General features: G+C 52.0%; 14 protein-coding genes. 8 read left to right on the top strand and 6 right to left on the bottom strand.

The genetic code is table 11. The features are described from left to right. Positions 1 to 48: 48 nt before the first annotated feature. Positions 49 to 372, bottom strand: a complete 324-nt coding sequence (locus ABSG49_RS11045; protein WP_424026184.1) for a hypothetical protein — start codon at positions 370 to 372, stop codon at positions 49 to 51. Between the two features lie 560 nt (positions 373 to 932). Here ABSG49_RS11045 and ABSG49_RS11040 point away from each other — a divergent pair. Next, positions 933 to 7,565 carry a NosD domain-containing protein gene (locus tag ABSG49_RS11040; protein ID WP_424026183.1) on the top strand — a complete coding sequence of 2,211 codons (6,633 nt, stop codon included), beginning with the start codon at positions 933 to 935 and terminating at the stop codon, positions 7,563 to 7,565. 403 nt (positions 7,566 to 7,968) lie between these two features. Further along, on the top strand, positions 7,969 to 9,213 hold the full coding sequence (locus ABSG49_RS11035; protein ID WP_424026182.1) for a toll/interleukin-1 receptor domain-containing protein: 1,245 nt from the start codon (positions 7,969 to 7,971) through the stop codon (positions 9,211 to 9,213). A gap of 508 nt (positions 9,214 to 9,721) precedes the next feature. Here ABSG49_RS11035 and ABSG49_RS11030 read toward each other — a convergent pair. Then, complete coding sequence (locus ABSG49_RS11030; protein WP_424026181.1) at positions 9,722 to 10,507, bottom strand: CBS domain-containing ParB/RepB/Spo0J family partition protein; 786 nt, start codon at positions 10,505 to 10,507, stop codon at positions 9,722 to 9,724. A gap of 83 nt (positions 10,508 to 10,590) precedes the next feature. Then, positions 10,591 to 11,064, bottom strand: a complete 474-nt coding sequence (locus ABSG49_RS11025) for an Hsp20/alpha crystallin family protein (protein ID WP_424026180.1) — start codon at positions 11,062 to 11,064, stop codon at positions 10,591 to 10,593. 96 nt (positions 11,065 to 11,160) lie between these two features. Between ABSG49_RS11025 and ABSG49_RS11020 the strand changes: the two genes are divergently transcribed. The 4 genes from ABSG49_RS11020 to ABSG49_RS11005 all read left to right on the top strand — a co-directional run bounded on the left by ABSG49_RS11020 (position 11,161) and on the right by ABSG49_RS11005 (position 15,145). Continuing rightward, on the top strand, positions 11,161 to 12,102 hold the full coding sequence (locus tag ABSG49_RS11020) for a hypothetical protein (RefSeq protein WP_424026179.1): 942 nt from the start codon (positions 11,161 to 11,163) through the stop codon (positions 12,100 to 12,102). A 395-nt stretch (positions 12,103 to 12,497) separates the two neighbouring features. Next, positions 12,498 to 13,682 carry a DDE-type integrase/transposase/recombinase gene (locus tag ABSG49_RS11015; protein ID WP_424026178.1) on the top strand — a complete coding sequence of 395 codons (1,185 nt, stop codon included), beginning with the start codon at positions 12,498 to 12,500 and terminating at the stop codon, positions 13,680 to 13,682. A gap of 465 nt (positions 13,683 to 14,147) precedes the next feature. Then, the gene (locus tag ABSG49_RS11010) at positions 14,148 to 14,840 is read left to right on the top strand and encodes a SurA N-terminal domain-containing protein (protein WP_424026177.1); all 693 of its coding nucleotides are present in this window, start codon (positions 14,148 to 14,150) and stop codon (positions 14,838 to 14,840) included. Between the two features lie 44 nt (positions 14,841 to 14,884). Further along, positions 14,885 to 15,145: a thioredoxin family protein gene (locus tag ABSG49_RS11005; protein WP_424026176.1), complete on the top strand. Its 261-nt coding sequence runs from the start codon at positions 14,885 to 14,887 to the stop codon at positions 15,143 to 15,145. Here ABSG49_RS11005 and ABSG49_RS11000 read toward each other — a convergent pair. Beyond that, positions 15,140 to 15,718, bottom strand: coding sequence for an HVO_0476 family zinc finger protein (locus ABSG49_RS11000; protein ID WP_424026175.1), 579 nt, complete (start codon positions 15,716 to 15,718; stop codon positions 15,140 to 15,142). The two genes, ABSG49_RS11005 and ABSG49_RS11000, sit on opposite strands and share 6 nt — an antisense overlap. A 33-nt stretch (positions 15,719 to 15,751) precedes the next feature. On the opposite strand from ABSG49_RS11000, the gene ABSG49_RS10995 reads away from it, so the two are divergent. Continuing rightward, complete coding sequence (locus tag ABSG49_RS10995; RefSeq protein WP_424026174.1) at positions 15,752 to 16,180, top strand: DUF371 domain-containing protein; 429 nt, start codon at positions 15,752 to 15,754, stop codon at positions 16,178 to 16,180. On the opposite strand, the gene xseB is transcribed toward ABSG49_RS10995, so the two are convergent. Continuing rightward, positions 16,164 to 16,349, bottom strand: a complete 186-nt coding sequence (gene xseB, locus ABSG49_RS10990) for an exodeoxyribonuclease VII small subunit (RefSeq protein ID WP_424026173.1) — start codon at positions 16,347 to 16,349, stop codon at positions 16,164 to 16,166. The two genes, ABSG49_RS10995 and xseB, sit on opposite strands and share 17 nt — an antisense overlap. Continuing rightward, the gene (gene xseA / locus ABSG49_RS10985) at positions 16,333 to 17,583 is read right to left on the bottom strand and encodes an exodeoxyribonuclease VII large subunit (RefSeq protein WP_424026172.1); all 1,251 of its coding nucleotides are present in this window, start codon (positions 17,581 to 17,583) and stop codon (positions 16,333 to 16,335) included. The genes xseB and xseA overlap by 17 nt, the downstream gene beginning before the upstream one ends. 42 nt (positions 17,584 to 17,625) lie before the next feature. On the opposite strand from xseA, the gene ABSG49_RS10980 reads away from it, so the two are divergent. Next, the gene (locus ABSG49_RS10980) at positions 17,626 to 18,447 is read left to right on the top strand and encodes a sugar phosphate isomerase/epimerase family protein (RefSeq protein ID WP_424026171.1); all 822 of its coding nucleotides are present in this window, start codon (positions 17,626 to 17,628) and stop codon (positions 18,445 to 18,447) included. Positions 18,448 to 18,494 lie beyond the last annotated feature (47 nt).

The following is an 18,494-nucleotide window of genomic DNA, read 5'->3' as shown; positions in this document are numbered from 1 at the left end:
TGGGGGATTTACCCCCCTCATTTTTTTTAAATCCGCAGAGTCCCGCGATCATTGAGATGTGCGGTCGATCGGCTTCGAATCATCCTTGGCCTTCCGTCCCTTCGTAAACAAATTATGTGGAGGTACGTTATGCTCGCAATGATCCACGAGCCGTTTCACTTCCTCAAAGGCTTTTTGTTTGTCTTTGAAACCGGTGCAGAGGATGCGGATAGTGTCGATATCGTCTTTGAGGTATACGGCCTCGGGATATTCGATGAAGACGATCTGACCTTCGGGACCGAAGTGCCGCTCTTCGATCTTCCCTATCATATACCGTTCGCGCTGTTCCTGTGTCGGCGCGGCATACGTATCTGCAAACCGAAAAACGCCCATCTTAATCTTCCTGCAATGGTTGATTGTTACTTCCTGCGATGATAACATAGCGGGCTCTCCCATCGTTATTGCTGCACGTTGCTCCTCCCATACGTTCCCCCATTAGAAAGGTGGATACACCACCCGCCATCATACTCCGGGCAGTCGGGTCCTTTGCAGGGGACCAGCGATTTGTCGAAGTTCCCTCGGGTTTTTCATCCGTTTCAGGCCAGTTATTGGGTTTTTAGAAATACCAGTCTTTTTATATGACATAATGTAAAAAACTATAGACAAAAATTTCGATATATTTAACATCTCCAGAAGAAAAGGAAGACATATTGGGGTCTGGTTGATCGTCCTGAATTATAGGGGATGTGAATTTTCCGTAGCCATCAGTTCCTGAAATTCCTGTCCCCGTCCCTGTATGCGGAGGATGCTGTTCTCATCAGACAGGCATCAGGTCTTTGATCAGTCCTCCGGTTGCCTGAGGGGAATGACATGCCCGAACACCGCCATACCAGCAGATATGCCGGATCTTTTCCGGCAGAACTGTTGCGGGCAGTCACTTAACGGGAGGAAAAATGAGTATACTTGTGGATTTGGTACCAGGAAAACGCACGATGAAAAAATCGTTTGGGGGGTATTTTACGTTCGGAACTATGCGCAGTACAGACGGGAGAGCCGTTCCTCAACAGGGAATGCAGGGACCGGTTCCCCGGTTCGGGAGTACCTGCCACGCAACCGCTGCAAAAGACGGGGCCCTCCATCGGAGCCTGTCACATCCTAGGGGAAGTGCCCTGCCGGTTATGGCCGGGATTATTCTTTTATTCCTCCTGCTCGTGCAGGGCGTCTGTGCCGACGGGCAGATATGGTCTCCGACAACGATCATCACGCCCGGGACCTGGACGCTCCAGAACGATATTGTAACGAGTGTCAACCCATGCATCACGATCCAGGCGTCCGATGTTGTGTTCGACGGCATGGGATACCGGATTGATTCGAGCGCGGTCGGGTCGGGCACAGGTATCTTAGTGCAGGGGAGCAACGTCACCGTGAAGAACGTGACCGTGTCTGACTGGTATGATGGGATCTATTACCAGGATGCACCGAATGGTATCATCACAAATACCACAGTCAGCTCCATCAGTCAGAGCGGGATCGTGATCCAGTCGACCAATCTTACCATTACCGGGAACAGGGTGACGGGAAATAGTGGTTATGGATTAAGTTTCTATATTGGTGCCTCCTGGGCATACAACAACAACAGGATCTACAACAATTACTTCAATAACTCCAACAATATCTATCCGTTCGATACCAACAATGTCTGGAACACTACCCTGACACCCGGCACAAACATCGTGGGCGGTTCCCTTATGGGAGGCAACTACTATGCCCAGCCGGACGGCAACGGCTTCTCACAGACCCACGGGGACTCTGACGGCAACGGCATCTGCGACGAGGTATACGGCCCTGATTACCTCCCCCTCCAGGCCAGTCCCGTAAGCTACGACATCACCGTCCCGGGATACATCACTTCGCCCGGGACCTATTATCTCCATAACGATATTCTCACCGGTTCTTCGAATGCCATCCAGATAGTCTCCGGTAATGTTACCTTCGACGGCATGGGGCACCGGATCGACGGTTCCGGATCCGGAGGAGGACAGGACGGGATCTATGTAACGAAGCCCAACGTCACGGTGCAGAATGTAACCGTGACCGACTGGAGCTACGGCATTTATTATAATTCTGCCCCCAACGGCACGATCGACAGGGTCAACGCCAGTTCGAATGGCAATGATGGAATTCACCTTGAGTCCTCCAGTGGGGTCGCTATTAACGGCAGCCAGATGAGTGGAAACAGCGGCAATGGGATTTATCTTGATTATATAAACGGAATGACCCTCGCCAACAGCCGGGTAACGGGAAATTCGGGAACTGGGATTTATTTCTACTACTCCAACAATGGTGACACGATCTATAACAATTACTTCAACAACACCAACAACGCTGGAAACTATTACGGGCCTTCCGGGATGATCTGGAACACGACGCTGACACCCGGCACCAATATCGTAGGCGGTTCCCTGATCGGCGGGAACTATTGGGCGCAGCCGAACGGTCTCGGGTTCTCGCAGACGGACGGGGACTCCAACAATATCGGCATCTGCGATGATGCGTATGGACTCCCCGGGGGTTACGACCAGCTGGCGCTCCATACCCCCCCGGCGAGCTACGATATCACTGGGCCGGGATACATCATCTCGCCCGGGACCTATTACCTGCGGAACGACATTACAACGACAGCGACGGCAATCCAGATCGTTTCCGCAAATGTGATATTCGACGGCATGGGGCACCGGATCGACGGTTCCGGATCCGCGGGCGGATGGAATGGGATCTATGTAACAAAGCCCAACGTCACGGTGCAGAATGTAACCGTGACTGATTGGTCTTCTTCTGGAATCTTGTATGAAAATGCCCCAAACAGTACAACCGAGGGAGTCAATGCCAGTTCGAATGGCCAATATGGCATCTATTATTATTATGGCCCGAACAGCACGATCGACAGGGTCAATGCCAGTTCGAATGGTGGAGATGGCATCTATTATTATTATGCCCCGAACGACATCATCGACAGGGTTGATACCCGTTCGAATGGAGGACAGGGAATTCACTTCGAATCCTCCAGCGGGGTCGCTATTAACGGCAGCCAGGTGAGTGGAAACAGCCAAAATGGGATTTATCTGGGGTCCACCAACGGCATGACCCTCACCAACAGCCGGGTGACGGGAAATTCGGGAACTGGGATTTATTTCTTTAGCAGCTATGGTGACACGATCTATAACAATTACTTCAACAACACCAACAACGCTGGAAACTATTACGGGCCTTCCGGGATGATCTGGAACACGACGCTGACACCCGGCACCAATATTGTAGGCGGTTCCCTGATCGGCGGGAACTACTGGGCCCAGCCGAACGGGATCGGGTTCTCGCAGACGGACGGGGACTCGAACAATATCGGCATCTGTGACGACGTGTATGGACTCCCCGGCGGATCTGACCAGCTGGCGCTCCATATCCAGTCGTTTGCGTACAACATCACCGGGCCGGGATACATCATCTCGCCCGGGACATATTATCTCCGGAACGACATTCTCACCGGTTCTTCAAATGCCATCCAGATCACTTCCGGGAATGTGATATTTGACGGCATGGGGTACCGGGTTGATTCCAGCAATCCCGGCAGTGGAAATGGTATCCTGGTAACCAAACCCAACGTCACCGTGGAGAATGTGACCCTGACCAACTGGTCCTCCGGAATCTATTACCAGAATGCTCCGGACGGTTTCATCATGAATACTACGACCAGCTCGAACTATAATGGGATCGGGATCCAGTCGCCCAATCTTACCATTACCGGAAACAGGCTGACGAATAATATTTATGGAGTAAATATCTATGCTGGCTGGACCGGGACATACAACAACAACCGCATTTTTAACAATTACTTCAACAACTCCAATAATGTCTACGGTTTCGATACCAACAACATCTGGAACACCACCCAGACACCCGGCACTAATATTGTAGGCGGTTCCCTGATAGGCGGGAACTACTGGGCCCAGCCGAACGGGCTCGGGTTCTCGCAAACGAACGGGGACTCCAACAATGACGGCATCTGTGACGATGCCTACGTCCCCGACCAGCTCCCGCTTCATATCAATCCCGCGATGTACAATATCACCGGGCCGGGATACATCGTCTCGCCCGGGACGTATTACCTGCAGAACGACATTACTCCAACAACGACGGCCATCCACATTACCTCCGGGAATGTCATCTTCGACGGCATGGGGCACAAGATTGACGGTTCCGGATCCGGAGGGGGACAGGACGGGATTGATGTTACGAAGTTTAACGTCACCGTGCGGAACGTCACGGTAACAAACTGGGGGGCTCAGGGGATCTATTATAATAATGCACCGAACGGCACGATCGAGGGGGTCAATGTCAGTAATTGCGCGAATGTGGGAATTCTCCTTGCATCAGCATCCAGCGGGGTCGCTGTTAATGGCAGCCGGGTGAGTGGAAGTAGCAACGGAATTTATACTCAGTGGACAGACAGCGTGACCCTTACCAACAACTGGGTAACGGGAAATACGGGGTCTGGGATTTATCTCTACTTCTCCAATGGAAACACGATCTATAACAATTACTTCAACAACAGCAACAACATCGGGGGCTATTACTCAAACCCCGATTACTGGAACACGACGCTGACACCGGGTACGAATATCGTCGGCGGACCATGGCTCGGCGGGAACTACTATGCCCGGCCGGACGGCAACGGCTACTCGCAGACTGACTGGGACTCCAACAATGACGGCATCTGCAACGACTGGTATGGGTCCGGTGTCGGGGGGTACGACCAGCTGCCGCTCCATATGGTGGTAGCACCAGCCCGGTGGGTAATACCCGGCGGAACGGTCTATGTCGGCGAGAGCGGGCTCGACATCACCGGCTGCATGGCCGGGAATACCACGCTCGCATGGTGGCCGGCCGGAGCGGATCCCACGTCCACGTCTCCGGCGACGACGATGGGTATCAGCAGCACGGTCCACAACTTCGTGGTATCACCAGCTGGATTTTCCAACATGACCGGCCCCTGGTACAGCTATGACGGGTCGCCCGGCGGGTCACAGTACCTGGCATTCCGGGTTGTGAATCCGGCAGTTGATATTGCGATACGGGACATCACCACCGGAGGTTTGAACGTCACTAGGAAGACTGCACCGGTCGGCGACGAGCTGGGTTTCGCGATCACCAACAACATAGAGAATATCTCGGCAGAGAGGAACATCACCGGAATCCCGTTCGATATCCTTCTGACCGGCCCGGATGGCCGGAATATCCCGACCCTTGTCAATACGACCGGAACGGTCAGTTCTCTCACCAATATCACGTTGCCAATATCACAATATGATACCGGCGGGTTCTGGAACACGGGGAATACCCTGTACCCGACCGGTACCTATACGGTCCAGGTGGAAGCGGAAACCACCCTGAATGGTATGCGGGGCACCAGCGTGAACCGGACCGTAACCCTTTCCAACACTCCCGCCCTTGTGCTTCCGGCCCCGGTTATAGCATCTGTCCCGACGGCATCCGGGTACCGGAACAGCACGGTTGCATTCACGATTATGGGGAGCAACTTTGAACCGGGCCTTGGTAATACTACCGTGGAATTCCGGAACCAGTCTACCGGGGTTATCCCGACTGCCCTTACGAACGTTACCATAACCCGCATTGACGGGACGCTGGCGATCCCGTTGAATGCAACCACCGGATCGTGGAATATCCGGGTGATAACTGCTGATGGCGGGGAGAATATCAAGTTTAATGCATTCTCCGTCGTGAACCTCTCGAAACCGACCATCGCAGCAGTAACCCCGGCGACCACATGGTACCGGAACACAACGGTCCCGTTCGTGATCACCGGTACGAACTTCGAGCCCGGCCTGACTACCATCTCGTTCAATTACCCGTCGAATGGCACGGCACTCAACAGAACGAACGGGTTCACGGTGAATACCGTCACTGCGACCACCATCAACGGAACAGTCGTCGTGCCGTATGACGCCCCGACCGGCGCATGGAATGTCAGCGTGACGACAGCTGACGGCGGCACTCTCTGGAAATCCTCGGCCTTCACGGTCACCCGGTTCGTGAAACCGACCATCACCGCCGTGACTCCGGCAACAACGTGGTACCGGAACGCAACCGTTTCGTTCGCGATCACCGGTACGAACTTCCAGCCCGGCCAGACTACCGTCTCGTTCAATTACCCGTTGAATGGCACGGCACTCAACAGAACGAACGGGTTCACGGTGAATACCGTCACTGCGACCACCATCAACGGTACGGTCGTCGTGCCGTATGACGCCCCGACCGGCGCATGGAACGTGAGCGTGACAACACTCGACGGCGGCACGATCTGGAAACCCTCGACCTTCACGGTCACCCGGTTCGTGAAACCGACCATCACTGCAGTAACTCCGGCAACTGCATGGTACCTAAACGCAACCGTCCCGTTCGTGATCACTGGTACGAACTTCCAGCCCGGCCAGACTACCGTTTCGTTCAATTACCCGTCGAATGGCACCGCCCTCAACAGAACGAACGGGTTCACGGTGAATACCGTCACTGCGACCACCATCAACGGCACGGTCGTCGTGCCGTATGACGCCCCGACCGGCGGATGGAATGTCAGCGTGACGACACTTGACGGCGGCACGATCTGGAAACCCTCGGCCTTCACGGTAACCCGGTTCGTGAAACCGACCATCACTGCAGTAACCCCGGCAACAACGTGGTACCGGAACGCAACCGTCCCGTTCCTGATCACTGGTACGAACTTCCAGCCCGGCCAGACTACCGTCTCGTTCAATTACCCGTCGAATGGCACCGCCCTCAACAGAACGAACGGGTTCACGGTGAATACCGTCACTGCGACCACCATCAACGGCACAGTCGTCGTCCCCTATAACGCCCCGACCGGCTCCTGGAACGTCAGCGTGACAACACTCGACGGCGGCACGATCTGGAAAGCATCGACATTTACGGTTGGCACGTTCCCTGCTCCCACGATTACGTCAATCACACCGGTCTCAGGATTCCGGAACACTTCGGTTTCATACACAATTACCGGTACCAACTTTGAGCCCGGCCAGACAAGGGTAGTCCTGAGTAACTCCACATCTGGTGAATTGGCATCCACGGTTTATTCTGTCACATCCACCCAGATCACCGGTGCGTTCGGCATCTCCTCTACAACCCCGACCGGTACATGGAGACTCAATGTCAGTACTCTCGATGGGGGTCTTGCCAGTAAACCCTCCGCATTCACCGTCAACACGTTACCGGTACCCTCCATCACCTCCTTTACTCCATCAACTGCTTATCGGGGAACACCGGTCTCCTTTATCGTAAACGGCAATTACTTCCAGCCCGGTGGACTGACTACGGTAAACCTGACTAAAGCCGGCCAAACCGATATTCAGACTACTCTGACATCCGTATTCTCATCACAGATTACCGGGACGGTAACGATCCCGGCAGGTAACACGACCGGATCGTGGAAGGTGAACGTAACTACTGTCGATGGCGGTGTGGGCACAAAACCCAATGCCATTACCGTGCTTTAGGAAAACTCACTTTTTTTTAAAATCAGCCCGTGGATCATTACGAGCATAAAATACCGCAAAAAATTTGTTTACGAAGGGACGGAAGGCCAAGGATGGTTCGAAACCGATCGACCGGAGTACCTGCCTGGTCGCGCATGGACAGCACGGTGAATTGGAGGCTAATAATGCAGATTCGCTATAAATAATTGTTGTGGAGATTCTGGTGCGTGAGGGGGTATTAATTGCGGCACTCCAGAGTTGGGGAACCCCGTTCAAATTTTGTTCCTCAAGGAATCATACGTTCACATCCCGGGAATGCACGTCGTTCAAAAACGTGTGCTGATAAAAACAGAAACCCGTCCTTTTTTTCCCGGTAAAAAAAGTCGTGATTACCTATAATAGAGATAAAATCAAGGTTGTATTAATGCCAGAAAAAAAAGGAATGCCCCTTTTTTATATTGTGTGTGCACTTTTCCTCGTTCTCATTATCCCCCACTCATTCGCTGAACCCGTCACCGACCAGAACAGTTCCCTTGAACTCAAATATGATAGTGATTCTGCTTCGTACAGTTTTTACAGCCTTGGTAATGGGGGTCATGCAGTTTATTTTGACAATCCGGGGAGTATCACAATAACAGGAATAAAAATTTTTGGCAAGATGTATGGAAATAGTCCTGATAACCCGGTCCATGTGAGACTCTGGGATAAAAATTTCAATAATATATATGCCTATGATATTACCTACAAGGATTTCCCTCAGAGTGATGCCAGTTGGATAACTGTTCCGGTTCCCCCATTATTGAGAACCGGTGATTTTTACGCTAGTGTTTTCACTCAATCAGCCCCGCAGGGTAATACTGGCGGCGGAGTTTCTATCGGGTATGACACATCAACAAAATCAGGGCATTCGCACATTCTTTCGGGGGGTAATAATAAAAGGGTGCAGGATGTCAATATCGGACCCAATAAAACTATTCCCCCATCCATGATTGATTGGAAAATACGGATTCTCTATTCTGCTCAGCCACCAGCTGCGCTTACAACTGCTGCCCAAACCACTCAGCAACCGGCTGTCCAGCAACCGGCTGCCCAGCAGCAGGGTATCCCGATATCTCTCTTGATGGTGGTCGTTGTCGTAGTTCTGGCGGTTACTGGTATAAGTGCTGTTGGCTATTACAAATATCGTAAAAAATCCAGAATCTCTGCCCCTCAACCGGCGGTACTTGATTCGCAGATCCCATCCGATGACGGCCATCATGATGTTTTTATCAGCTATGCACATGTCGATAAACCTACAGCAGATGCGGTATGTGCCAGACTTGAATCCCAGAATATCCGATGCTGGATTGCCCCCCGGGATGTACCTCCCGGAAAAAATTTCCCTGAGGCCATTATCGATGGGATTGAAGGAAGCAAAATAATGGTGCTCATCTTCTCATCTCATTCGAACGCATCAGAGCATGTGATTCGTGAAGTGACGAAGGCAATCAGTAAATCACTGCTTATTATCCCCTTCAGAATTGAGGATGTGCAGCCTACAAAATCGATGGATTATCTTATTGGCACACCCCATTGGCTGGATGCGATATCACCCCCCCTAGACCAGCATATCGACAAGCTTATTACCACCATTAAAAATTTTTTATCGGACAGGAAACCTGCGAATTGATGCAGTGTGATGGAGATCATCCATAAAAATAAGGAACGTGGGTTCTGATAGGTTGGCGGTTGATTCGAAAATTTTAACGAGATGAAACATGGGCCATCAACCGCAGACGCATCAGAACCGATATATCATATCTGATTATCGGGGCCGGACAACGTCATCGCCAGCGCAAAACCCGACCGGGATCAGTCGTCGCATCAGCGAAGAGAGCCTGATGGCTCTCGTCTCGTGTTCCTTCGCCACACAGCGAGGATGGATTCGAGAAGATGAAACCTTCGAGTCGTTTTGCGCATAGCGCCATCTGGAACTGATGAAATATCGGGTACGTACGAAAAAGTTATCCGGCCCTTTTGACATGAGAACATATCATCAGACCTGTGAGTGTAGAAGAGGGTCTTTAGACCCTCTTCACGAACGAACATATCATCAGACCTGTGAGTGTAGAAGAGGGTCTTTAGACCCTCTTCACGAACGAACATATCATCAGACCTGTGAGTGGTTTAACGTGTCATCAGACACGTTTAACCAGACGGTGCGTGATCGCCACGAGCGGGTGGCGGGCATAGTCGAGCACCTGCACATCGTCAAGAGACTTCAGGTTCATCGCATGTGCCGTGCGTTCCATACCGAGCTCGATATCCTCCTTGATCCCGATGATATACGCATCGAGCGCCGAGATCCCGAGTCTCTTTGCCGCAATGGCGCGGTGGTGGCCGTCGACAAGAATAATACGGCCCGGGCGTTTCACGACAATGATCGGCTCGGCCAGCCCTTTCTTGATCTCATAGATCCGTCCCTCCAGTTCGTCCTCGTAAATCTTCGACTGGGTGGGCAGCAGGTCCTTGACCGGTACGGTCCCCCGGTCAAGGGTGGGATCCACGTTATAGAGTTTCTTGAGCGTGGTCATGAAGTTGAAGACCTTCTCCGGCGATACGTGCTCGATCTGGGAACGGATGACATCCGAATTGGAGATGATGCCCAGCAGGTTGTTTTTTTCATCGACCACCGGCAGTTTCTGGATACCGCTCCGGAAGATCACCCGGGCGGCATCGTTGATATCCATCTCCGGGTCGGCGACAATGAGGTTGGCGGACATGACCTGTTCGATCGGGGTGTCCTGCTGGACGAACAGCAGGTCGCGGGCCGATATGTACCCGACCACGCTGTTCCCGTCGACAACCGGGAAACCATCGTGGTGGGTCTTCTGGATCTTGTCGATGACGTCCTTTGCGGTACCGTGGAGGTCCACGCTGACGACATCATAGGTCATATAGTCCTTGACCTTTTTTTTCTCCATCGGTACAGCTTTACTGCGTCCTGCACGTTAAAACATCGGTAGAATGTGCATAAAAAAGATGATTTTTTGGTTTTTCCTGACGGTCACTCGATCTCGATGCGGCTTTTTTTCAGAGGTTTTGTCTTTTTCAGTGTCACTTCCAGGACACCGTTTTTGAAGCTTGCTTTTGCACCGTCTTCGCTGACATCCGACGGGAGTGCGACGATCCGGCTCATGGTACCGGACATGCGTTCCCGCAGGTAAAATCCCTCGGATTTCTCCTCTTTCTCCTTGGTGCGCTCGCAGGTGATCTCGAGAGCCCGGGGGTTCAGCAGCTGCAGGGCGACTGCCTCCTTGTCGACGCCCGGGAGATCGGCGACGACAATGATCTCGTCATCGTCTTCCCTGACATCCACCCGGAACTCCCCGCGGAGTGCCGGAAGCATACGGTCGCTCATCCCTCCGGCCGGCAGGAGCCTGCCGCCGGCTGATGCCTGGCGGAATATGCTGTCCAGTTCCGCCCGCATCTCGTCCATCTCATGCCAGATCGAATCAAACGGGTATCGTCTCCATGCCATGATCATCCCTCCTTTCTCGTGTACCCATCCGTTAATGGATTAACCGATAGTTAGTATTTATTTATTATAAATATTTCTACAAACGGTTCTGATAAGATGACGGGACTTTCAAACAAAACAAACGCGCTGATAAATGGCGGGACTTCTAAACAATACCACTGCTACAATCAGGATATTATATTAACGGGAGATTCCTATTCTCATTTGGGGCGAAATCCATTGACCATCTGTATAGCCGCAATAGGACAAGAGAGAGGACAAGAGTGCATAGTTTTTGCAACAGATCATATGGTCACAATTGATATTGGTCTGGGAAGAGAACAAATCCTTGGAAAATTTGAACACGATATTAAAAAATACAAACACATTCCTCCAAATACCGTTGCTATGTTAGCTGGTAAGATGGACATTTTTGGGATTTTAACAGAAATCCCCAGTTACATGGAGGATTATGATAAGATAAAGATCCAAATATTTGAAAATTTCAAAAAATATCGGGACGAAGTTATAAAAAATGAAGTTCTCGACGCATTCAATTTAGATAAAGAATCTTTAAAATTGATAATGGAATCAAACACAACAAATCCTATGAATTCGATAACAGAAGCAATTGTGGATTCGATTAATAAATACTATACGAATACCAGAATTTTGTTAATCGGGTTTGATCAAAAGAATCAAGCAAAGATTACAGAAATTGATGAATATGCAACTATAGATAAAACATCCATCCAGTTTGGTACTATTGGTTCTGGCTACTTACAAGCGACAAACACATTATTTTTTCAAAAGCACACAAAGCAAAATTCACTGAAGGAAACTATATACAATGTTTTTAAGGCAAAATCTAACGCAGAAGTTCATGAAGGTGTTGGGAAAGAGACGGAACTTCTTATCTTGAAAAAAGACGGTTGCTATAAGACTAGCACCAATATGATGAAGATACTTGGGAGAGTATACCAAGACGAATTGAAATATAGTAAAAAAGATAAAAGGCTAAAGACTCTAAATCTAGAGAAGGAGTGTAAGTTATGTTAAAAACAGAAAAAAAACAAGATCGCCTCTCACTAAGAGAGAGAGTGCGTCGTAATATATCAGAAGTAATTGAAAAACAAAGGCGTAATCGGAAAAAAATATCCTGTAATTGATTAATCTTCACTCTCTTTTTCGATTACAATCCTCTTCCCATCAATCTTCATTTTTAAGTTATCATTCGGAGAGAATGGAAATGCACTATCCCTAACAAAGTCGCTGGGTAGATTAATGCTATGTCGTGATTTTACAGCGTATAATTTGACCTTTGCGTGGTTTACCATAAAGATATGTTGGTGTATCAAATACTTAATACTTTTGTATACACCAAAGTGCACACATAAGTATAAATACATACAATGGTATATACTATAGTATACACCAAATGAGAGTGAACAATAATGCAACAATTAACCAACCCAAGAGAATTAAGAGGTCTGGCAATCCTCAGCCAACCAAACACGATCATTCAGACCGGGAAGAACGAATGGGATGTTCGATCACAATCAAAGAATGCGTACTATCAAGTAACCCGAACTTTTGTAAAGGGTCGCGACCCCCAACACCTGCACGATTGGAAATGCACATGCCCGGACTTCGCAACCAGAAATATGCCCTGCAAGCATATCCACGCGGTACAGTTCTCCTTGAAACTCTCCGGTGACATACAGGAACACAGCACACCCGCAACAATCGCAGAAACCGAAATAAAAGTTCTCTGTCCATCCTGCAAGAGTGGCAACGTTGTAAAACGCGGTATCCGTAAGACGCAATTTGGAGAGGTTCAGCGGTACGGGTGCACAGACTGTGATCACCGGTTTGTTGTAGATAAGGGATTCTGCCGTATGAAGTTCAACCCAAAAGTAATCACTCTCACCCTTGACCTTTACTTCAAAGGAGTATCGCAGCGCAAGATTGCCGATCACTTGAAACAATTTGAGAACGTCGAAGTTACACAGCCCACAATCCTGAGCTGGATCAAGAAGTATCTCCGGCTTCTTGGCAAGTATTCAGAGAAATACAAAGTCGAAGTTGGTAATATCTGGCATTCTGACGAAACGACAGTGTTCATCAAGAAAGAAGGCGAGAAGAAATATTATCAATGGATATGGAACGTAATGGACGCGAAGACGCGCTACCTTCTCGCTTGTCAGGTTACCGAAAACCGGTTTGTGAACGACGCACGCAATCCATTACAGAAGGCAAAGAGCGTTACTAACGTAAGACCCGACGCGATTGTCACTGATGGATTACAAGCATACAAAGAAGCGGTGAAAGCAGAATTCTACGACAATGAGGCATTTATCCAGAATCCCCACATCAGGCTCAAAGACTTTGAGACAAAGCCTAACAACAACATCCTAGAACGATTAAACGGAACTTTCAGGGAGAGGACAAAGGTTATCCGGAGTTTCGATAGCAGCGCGGGTGCCGGAGAGTTCGCAGCGGGAATGCAGACATATTACAACTACATCAGGCCCCACATGGGAATCAACGGAATGACACCAGCACAGATGGCGAATATCCCGATCAATCTGATGGGGAACAGATGGGAAACGATGATCGGATTAGCAGCAACAAAATAATTATTTTCGGTTATGCCAAATTTCCCACAATTTTTCGTGTTCTTCATTAGAACAAGGGTATAACCCCGACATTTTTTTCAAGGCATGTTTTCTAAATTTTCGGAGTTTACCCGTTGGATTCTTTACAAGAAACGAATCCCCGCCTTGGCCACCCATCGATTCCCAATCCCCCCATGTTGTTTTATATCTCCAGACACCCTTTGTGTGAGATCCAATTCTGGGAGTGCCCTCAAAATAGCGATTGAATAAGCATAATCGTATGTAAGTTATCCAGTTTTTCCATGACATTGTATGTTTTTGAATTATTACCCCCTCAATAAAAAAGACATTGGTTAAGTCCCGCCATTTATCATGCGCTCCCAAAAGTCCCGAAGTCCCGTAGAGTTATCAGAACCCTACAAACCCCGGTTGAATCGGAATAATTTATACCGAGTGGTTACGATGTAGTAAGGAGGATCGTTACGTATGGGATCTAAAAAACAGAAGGAAGCATCCCAGAAGAAATGGATGAAAGTCATTTTCGTCATTGTCGCGCTGGTGTTTGTATTCGCCATGGTAGGCTCCTACCTTACGAACTTGGTTACTGCGATTGCCCCGATCAAAGCCGGAGACCAGGTGGTAATCGATTATACCATCTACGATGCAGCAGGCACTCCCATCATGACCACCAGCCAGCAGCTGTACAATCAGGTGACCGGAAACGGGCAGGGGATTCTGTATGCAAAACAGATCACCCTGACAGCAAACCAGAGCTGGAAACAGGCCATCTACCCGGTGCAGGTATATGTCGGTGGTTCCAGCAATGGAAGTGTGGAAGGGTTCGCCCTCTACAATCCGGAATACAACGCGATCAGCAGCAGCATTGTCGGCATGAGGAACAACGACAAGAAAACGGTTACCCTCACGTCCAATAATACCCTGAGTGCCTTGTTCACACCGGAAGACCTCCTGAAAGAGAATATCAACATGAGTACCCTTGAAGTCGGGGAATCACTTGCGATGGGAGTATCAGAACCCTCCAATGCCACAGCATCCAACACATCGGCGGTCACGTATATCCGGCTCGGGGAAATTACCCGGAAATCCCCTGCTGGTGTCGTGGTTGATTTCGGTTATCCCTATGCCGATATCACGGTCGCTTCCGTTACCAAGCAGTGATCAACGACCCATACTCTTTTTATCGCCGGGGCCGATTCCTGTTCATGGCTCTTCGTGTACTCTGCTTTTTCCAGCCGGGATGTATGGGCTGCATGGAACAGGCGCCGATCAATGCCGAAGTGGCAAAGAAGCTCGGTGTTACCATCGAGGAGATCGACGCGGTACAAAACCCGAAGTATATCGGTGAATACCATCTGAAAGCGACACCCACCATTCTTGCACTGGTGGACGGGGTGGAAAAGGAGCGGTTTGAAGGCGTTGTCCATGTCGAACAGCTGGAATCCGCCCTCGAAAAATACCTATGATCGGACGCCGTAGATCCGCTTGATGCGGTGGGCAACGGTCTTCCATCCCTCTTTCCGCATGAGCGGGCCGTCCCGGAGCTTGAGGTGCGAGATCCGGAACCTCTTCCCGGAGGCCACATACATGTCGTTGACAACAAACGGCTGCTCGCCGTCGCACTCCATGTAGACCGGGATCGTCTTCCTGCCATCGTGGATGGAGACCTTGACCACGACGTTCTCGATCGCACGTGTCCAGAGGGTCGTGATGTCGGTCGCCTTCGCCCGGTTTACCCGTTTCTCTCCTCCGCACTCGATAGAGGTCACTTCGACACCAAAGGCATCATCACCGCATTCGGCAACGAGGTGGTCGTCCACGCTGCACTCGTCCTCTTCCGCAAGCTCGATCCCGCAGACCTTCGATGTTCCTTCGCGGGATACGATTGCTTTGATCATGAGGGCCTGCGGTTCGCGTTCTTTGGGGACCCGCTGGTGATGGCCGCAGGTGGTGCACCGGATGAGCAGGTCGCGGGACTCGGCGACGACCTCGTGCTCGGTCTCGTCTTTGCATTCGGGGCAGTTGGCGGTGATAAACATTGAATATCTATGGCAACCCTCACATGATAAAGCATGAAGGCGCAGGAGTTCGTACGGTGCCGGGGACACCCGCTGGTCCTCGGCACGCATCCGACCACGTTTGAGGTGACCCGCGAGGACCACCTCACGGCGAATGGTAACTGTATTATCGGGATCGCCGCGGACAAGGGCTGTGCCGGGCTGTCGGAAGATTTTAAACGGGTGCTTGCTCATAACGATGCGATCCTCGTGACACGGCTGGAATGCGGCGGGGTTGTTGCGGATATCACGTCCCGTGGCTCTGCACGGATGACTCTCGATCACCCCGCTGACATGGTCTGGCGCCGGAGTACATTTGTCTGCGGGAGGACGATCGGCATTCACTCCGACCTCGTGGCAGCGACGCTCCCGGAAGAGCTGATCCGGAATCTTGCTTTGGGAAAAGAGATGCTCGTGACCCTGACGGCTACTTGTCCCGGCTGAGCGTCGTGATCTTCACTTCCGCCTCGGCAAGCATGCCCTCGCACTGCTTGACGAGGGCCGCTCCCTGCTCGTAGAGTTTCATGCTCTCGTCGAGGCTGGTATTCCCGTCTTCGATTTTTTCGATGATCTTCTTCAGCTGTTCGATCTTCACTTCAAACGTTTCCGTCATGGTCCACACGCTCCACGTTCACGAGACTGTTCCCGTCATAAAACCGTATCTTCATGCGATCGCCCGGTGCAATGCTCTTGACGCCCCGCACGACCGTGCCGTCTTTTTCTGCAACACAGTACCCCCGGGCCAGCACCGCACGGGGGCTCCTGCCAACGAGAGCCGTCCTCATCTCCGCGAGAAGGAGGCGCTCGCGGTCGAGCCGGGTGGAGAACCCCCGATCGAGCCGGTCAGCGAGATCGGCGAGATCGGTTTTGCGCTCATCCAGTTTCCGGAGAAACCGCTGCGGGCGGAGCCGGTCCCGGAGGCCGGTACACTCTTCCTTTGCCCACGCAACCCTTCCCAGCAGGGCGGAGCCCATCTGGAGCAGGAGTTCCTGCAGCTGCATGCGCAGGATGTTCCGGTCCGGAACGACAAGCTCGGCAGCAGCGGAGGGTGTTGGCGCACGGACATCCGCGGCGAGGTCGGCCAGCGTAACATCCACCTCGTGGCCGATCGCACTCACGACCGGTACCGGGCAGGCCGCGATCGCCTTCACCACATCCGGGTGGTTGAAGGGGAAGAGGTCTTCGAAACTTCCCCCTCCCCGTGCCACGATCACGACATCCACGAGCCCCGCGAGGCGCCGTATCGCCGCAGCTATCTCGCGGTGGGCGTCCTCGCCCTGCACGGCCGTGGGCGAGATGATGATCTCGACCGGGTACCGCCGCCCGATCACATTCCGGATATCGTGGATCACCGCGCCGGTCTCGGACGTGACAACCCCGACCCGGCCGGGAAACAGAGGGAGCGGGCGTTTCCGCTCTGTTGCAAACAGCCCCTGTGCCGCAAGTTCCTTCTTCCACTGCTCCACGAGCAGGTATTTCTCCCCGAGGCCGGCCTTCTCCATAGCCCGGACCTGCAGCTGGTAGGCGCCGTGGGGGGCATACACGACTACCGAACCGGAGACCACGACTTCCATCCCCTCTTCCGGCGTGAACGCAAGCCGGTCCGCATCCGACCGCCACATCACGCACTTGATCACTGCTGCGGTTGAGCCGCCGCCCTTCTCCGAGAGCGAGAAGTACCGGTGTCCTCTCCCGTGGTGCTTGTAGTTGGTGACCTCACCCCGCACCCGGATATCCTGCAGCCGGGGGTCGTCGAGGAGCCCGGTGATGATTGCCGAGAGCTCGGATACCCGCAGTGGCGCACTTTTTCCCGCAGGTGGTTCGTCCGGGGTGTTGAACCAGTCCATCAACAATTATTAGGCTAAAACCGCATATCAAATAGTACTACCATGGTGTCGTTTTCCGTCGCGAGCATGTTCTTCCACGAGTACACTGTTCCGGAGATCTTCTCGTTTGTCTCCCGGTCCGGCCTCAATGGGATCGAGTTCTGGCTGGAGACCCCGCATTTCTGGCTCCGGGACATGCCCGTGGACGAGGTGGTTGCATGCCGGAAGCAGCACCCGGAACTGTCGACCTTTACCGTGCATGCCCCCATCCTCGACCTCAACCCGTGCTCCATCAACCCGGATGTGGCGGAGGTCTCCGTGGAGTATACCGTGCGGTCGCTTGGGATCGCCGGGCAGATGGGTGCGGGAGTCCTGACGGTCCACCCCGGCCGGAGGACGGCAAAGCGTCCCCCGGGCGATGCGGATTTCGCCCGGTTCGACCATTACATCAGCGTCCTCCGTGAGGCGGCGATGCGGGACTCGATCCGGGTCTGCATGGAGAACATGGAGCCGAAGGTCAACTCGCTGCTCTGCACACCCGAGCGGATGCGGGAACTCCTCGATGACGAACCGTGGCTCTTCTTCACGCTCGATGTGGCCCACGCCCTCTCAAAGTCGGAAGACGAGCCGCAGCGGTACATCGAGCTCTGCCATGACCGACTCGTGAACGTGCATATCAGCCGGGCCGAGGGAAAGACCCTGCACCTGCCGCTCGCGAAAAGCCCGGTCATGGCACGGGTCATGCGTTCCTTAGGGGACCACGGTTTTGCCGGCAGCCTCACGCTCGAGATCGAGGACCTGAACTTCGGCCGGCCCTACTCGTCCGGTGAGAAGATCGCCCTCCTCACGCAGGACTGCGCCTTCATGCACGACTGCATGGACTAGGCGCTGGTTTTATTAAATTCGCTCCCGAATATGATTGTGAAATCCCC

Source organism: Methanoregula sp., from assembly GCF_049510175.1.
Taxonomy (GTDB): Archaea; Halobacteriota; Methanomicrobia; order Methanomicrobiales; family Methanospirillaceae; genus Methanoregula.
Note: the sequence above shows the minus strand (reverse complement) of the source record. Positions and strands in the feature narration are given on the sequence as shown.

Excerpts from the sequence above, each read along its gene's own strand:
- ABSG49_RS11045 (WP_424026184.1), bottom strand. The coding sequence starts at position 372 with ATGGGCGTTTTTCGGTTTGCAGATACGTATGCCGCGCCGACACAGGAA.
- ABSG49_RS11040 (WP_424026183.1), top strand. The coding sequence starts at position 933 with ATGAGTATACTTGTGGATTTGGTACCAGGAAAACGCACGATGAAAAAA.
- ABSG49_RS11035 (WP_424026182.1), top strand. The coding sequence starts at position 7,969 with ATGCCAGAAAAAAAAGGAATGCCCCTTTTTTATATTGTGTGTGCACTT.
- ABSG49_RS11030 (WP_424026181.1), bottom strand. The coding sequence starts at position 10,507 with ATGGAGAAAAAAAAGGTCAAGGACTATATGACCTATGATGTCGTCAGC.
- ABSG49_RS11025 (WP_424026180.1), bottom strand. The coding sequence starts at position 11,064 with ATGGCATGGAGACGATACCCGTTTGATTCGATCTGGCATGAGATGGAC.
- ABSG49_RS11020 (WP_424026179.1), top strand. The coding sequence starts at position 11,161 with ATGACGGGACTTTCAAACAAAACAAACGCGCTGATAAATGGCGGGACT.
- ABSG49_RS11015 (WP_424026178.1), top strand. The coding sequence starts at position 12,498 with ATGCAACAATTAACCAACCCAAGAGAATTAAGAGGTCTGGCAATCCTC.
- ABSG49_RS11010 (WP_424026177.1), top strand. The coding sequence starts at position 14,148 with ATGGGATCTAAAAAACAGAAGGAAGCATCCCAGAAGAAATGGATGAAA.
- ABSG49_RS11005 (WP_424026176.1), top strand. The coding sequence starts at position 14,885 with ATGGCTCTTCGTGTACTCTGCTTTTTCCAGCCGGGATGTATGGGCTGC.
- ABSG49_RS11000 (WP_424026175.1), bottom strand. The coding sequence starts at position 15,718 with ATGTTTATCACCGCCAACTGCCCCGAATGCAAAGACGAGACCGAGCAC.
- ABSG49_RS10995 (WP_424026174.1), top strand. The coding sequence starts at position 15,752 with ATGAAGGCGCAGGAGTTCGTACGGTGCCGGGGACACCCGCTGGTCCTC.
- xseB (WP_424026173.1), bottom strand. The coding sequence starts at position 16,349 with ATGACGGAAACGTTTGAAGTGAAGATCGAACAGCTGAAGAAGATCATC.
- xseA (WP_424026172.1), bottom strand. The coding sequence starts at position 17,583 with ATGGACTGGTTCAACACCCCGGACGAACCACCTGCGGGAAAAAGTGCG.
- ABSG49_RS10980 (WP_424026171.1), top strand. The coding sequence starts at position 17,626 with ATGGTGTCGTTTTCCGTCGCGAGCATGTTCTTCCACGAGTACACTGTT.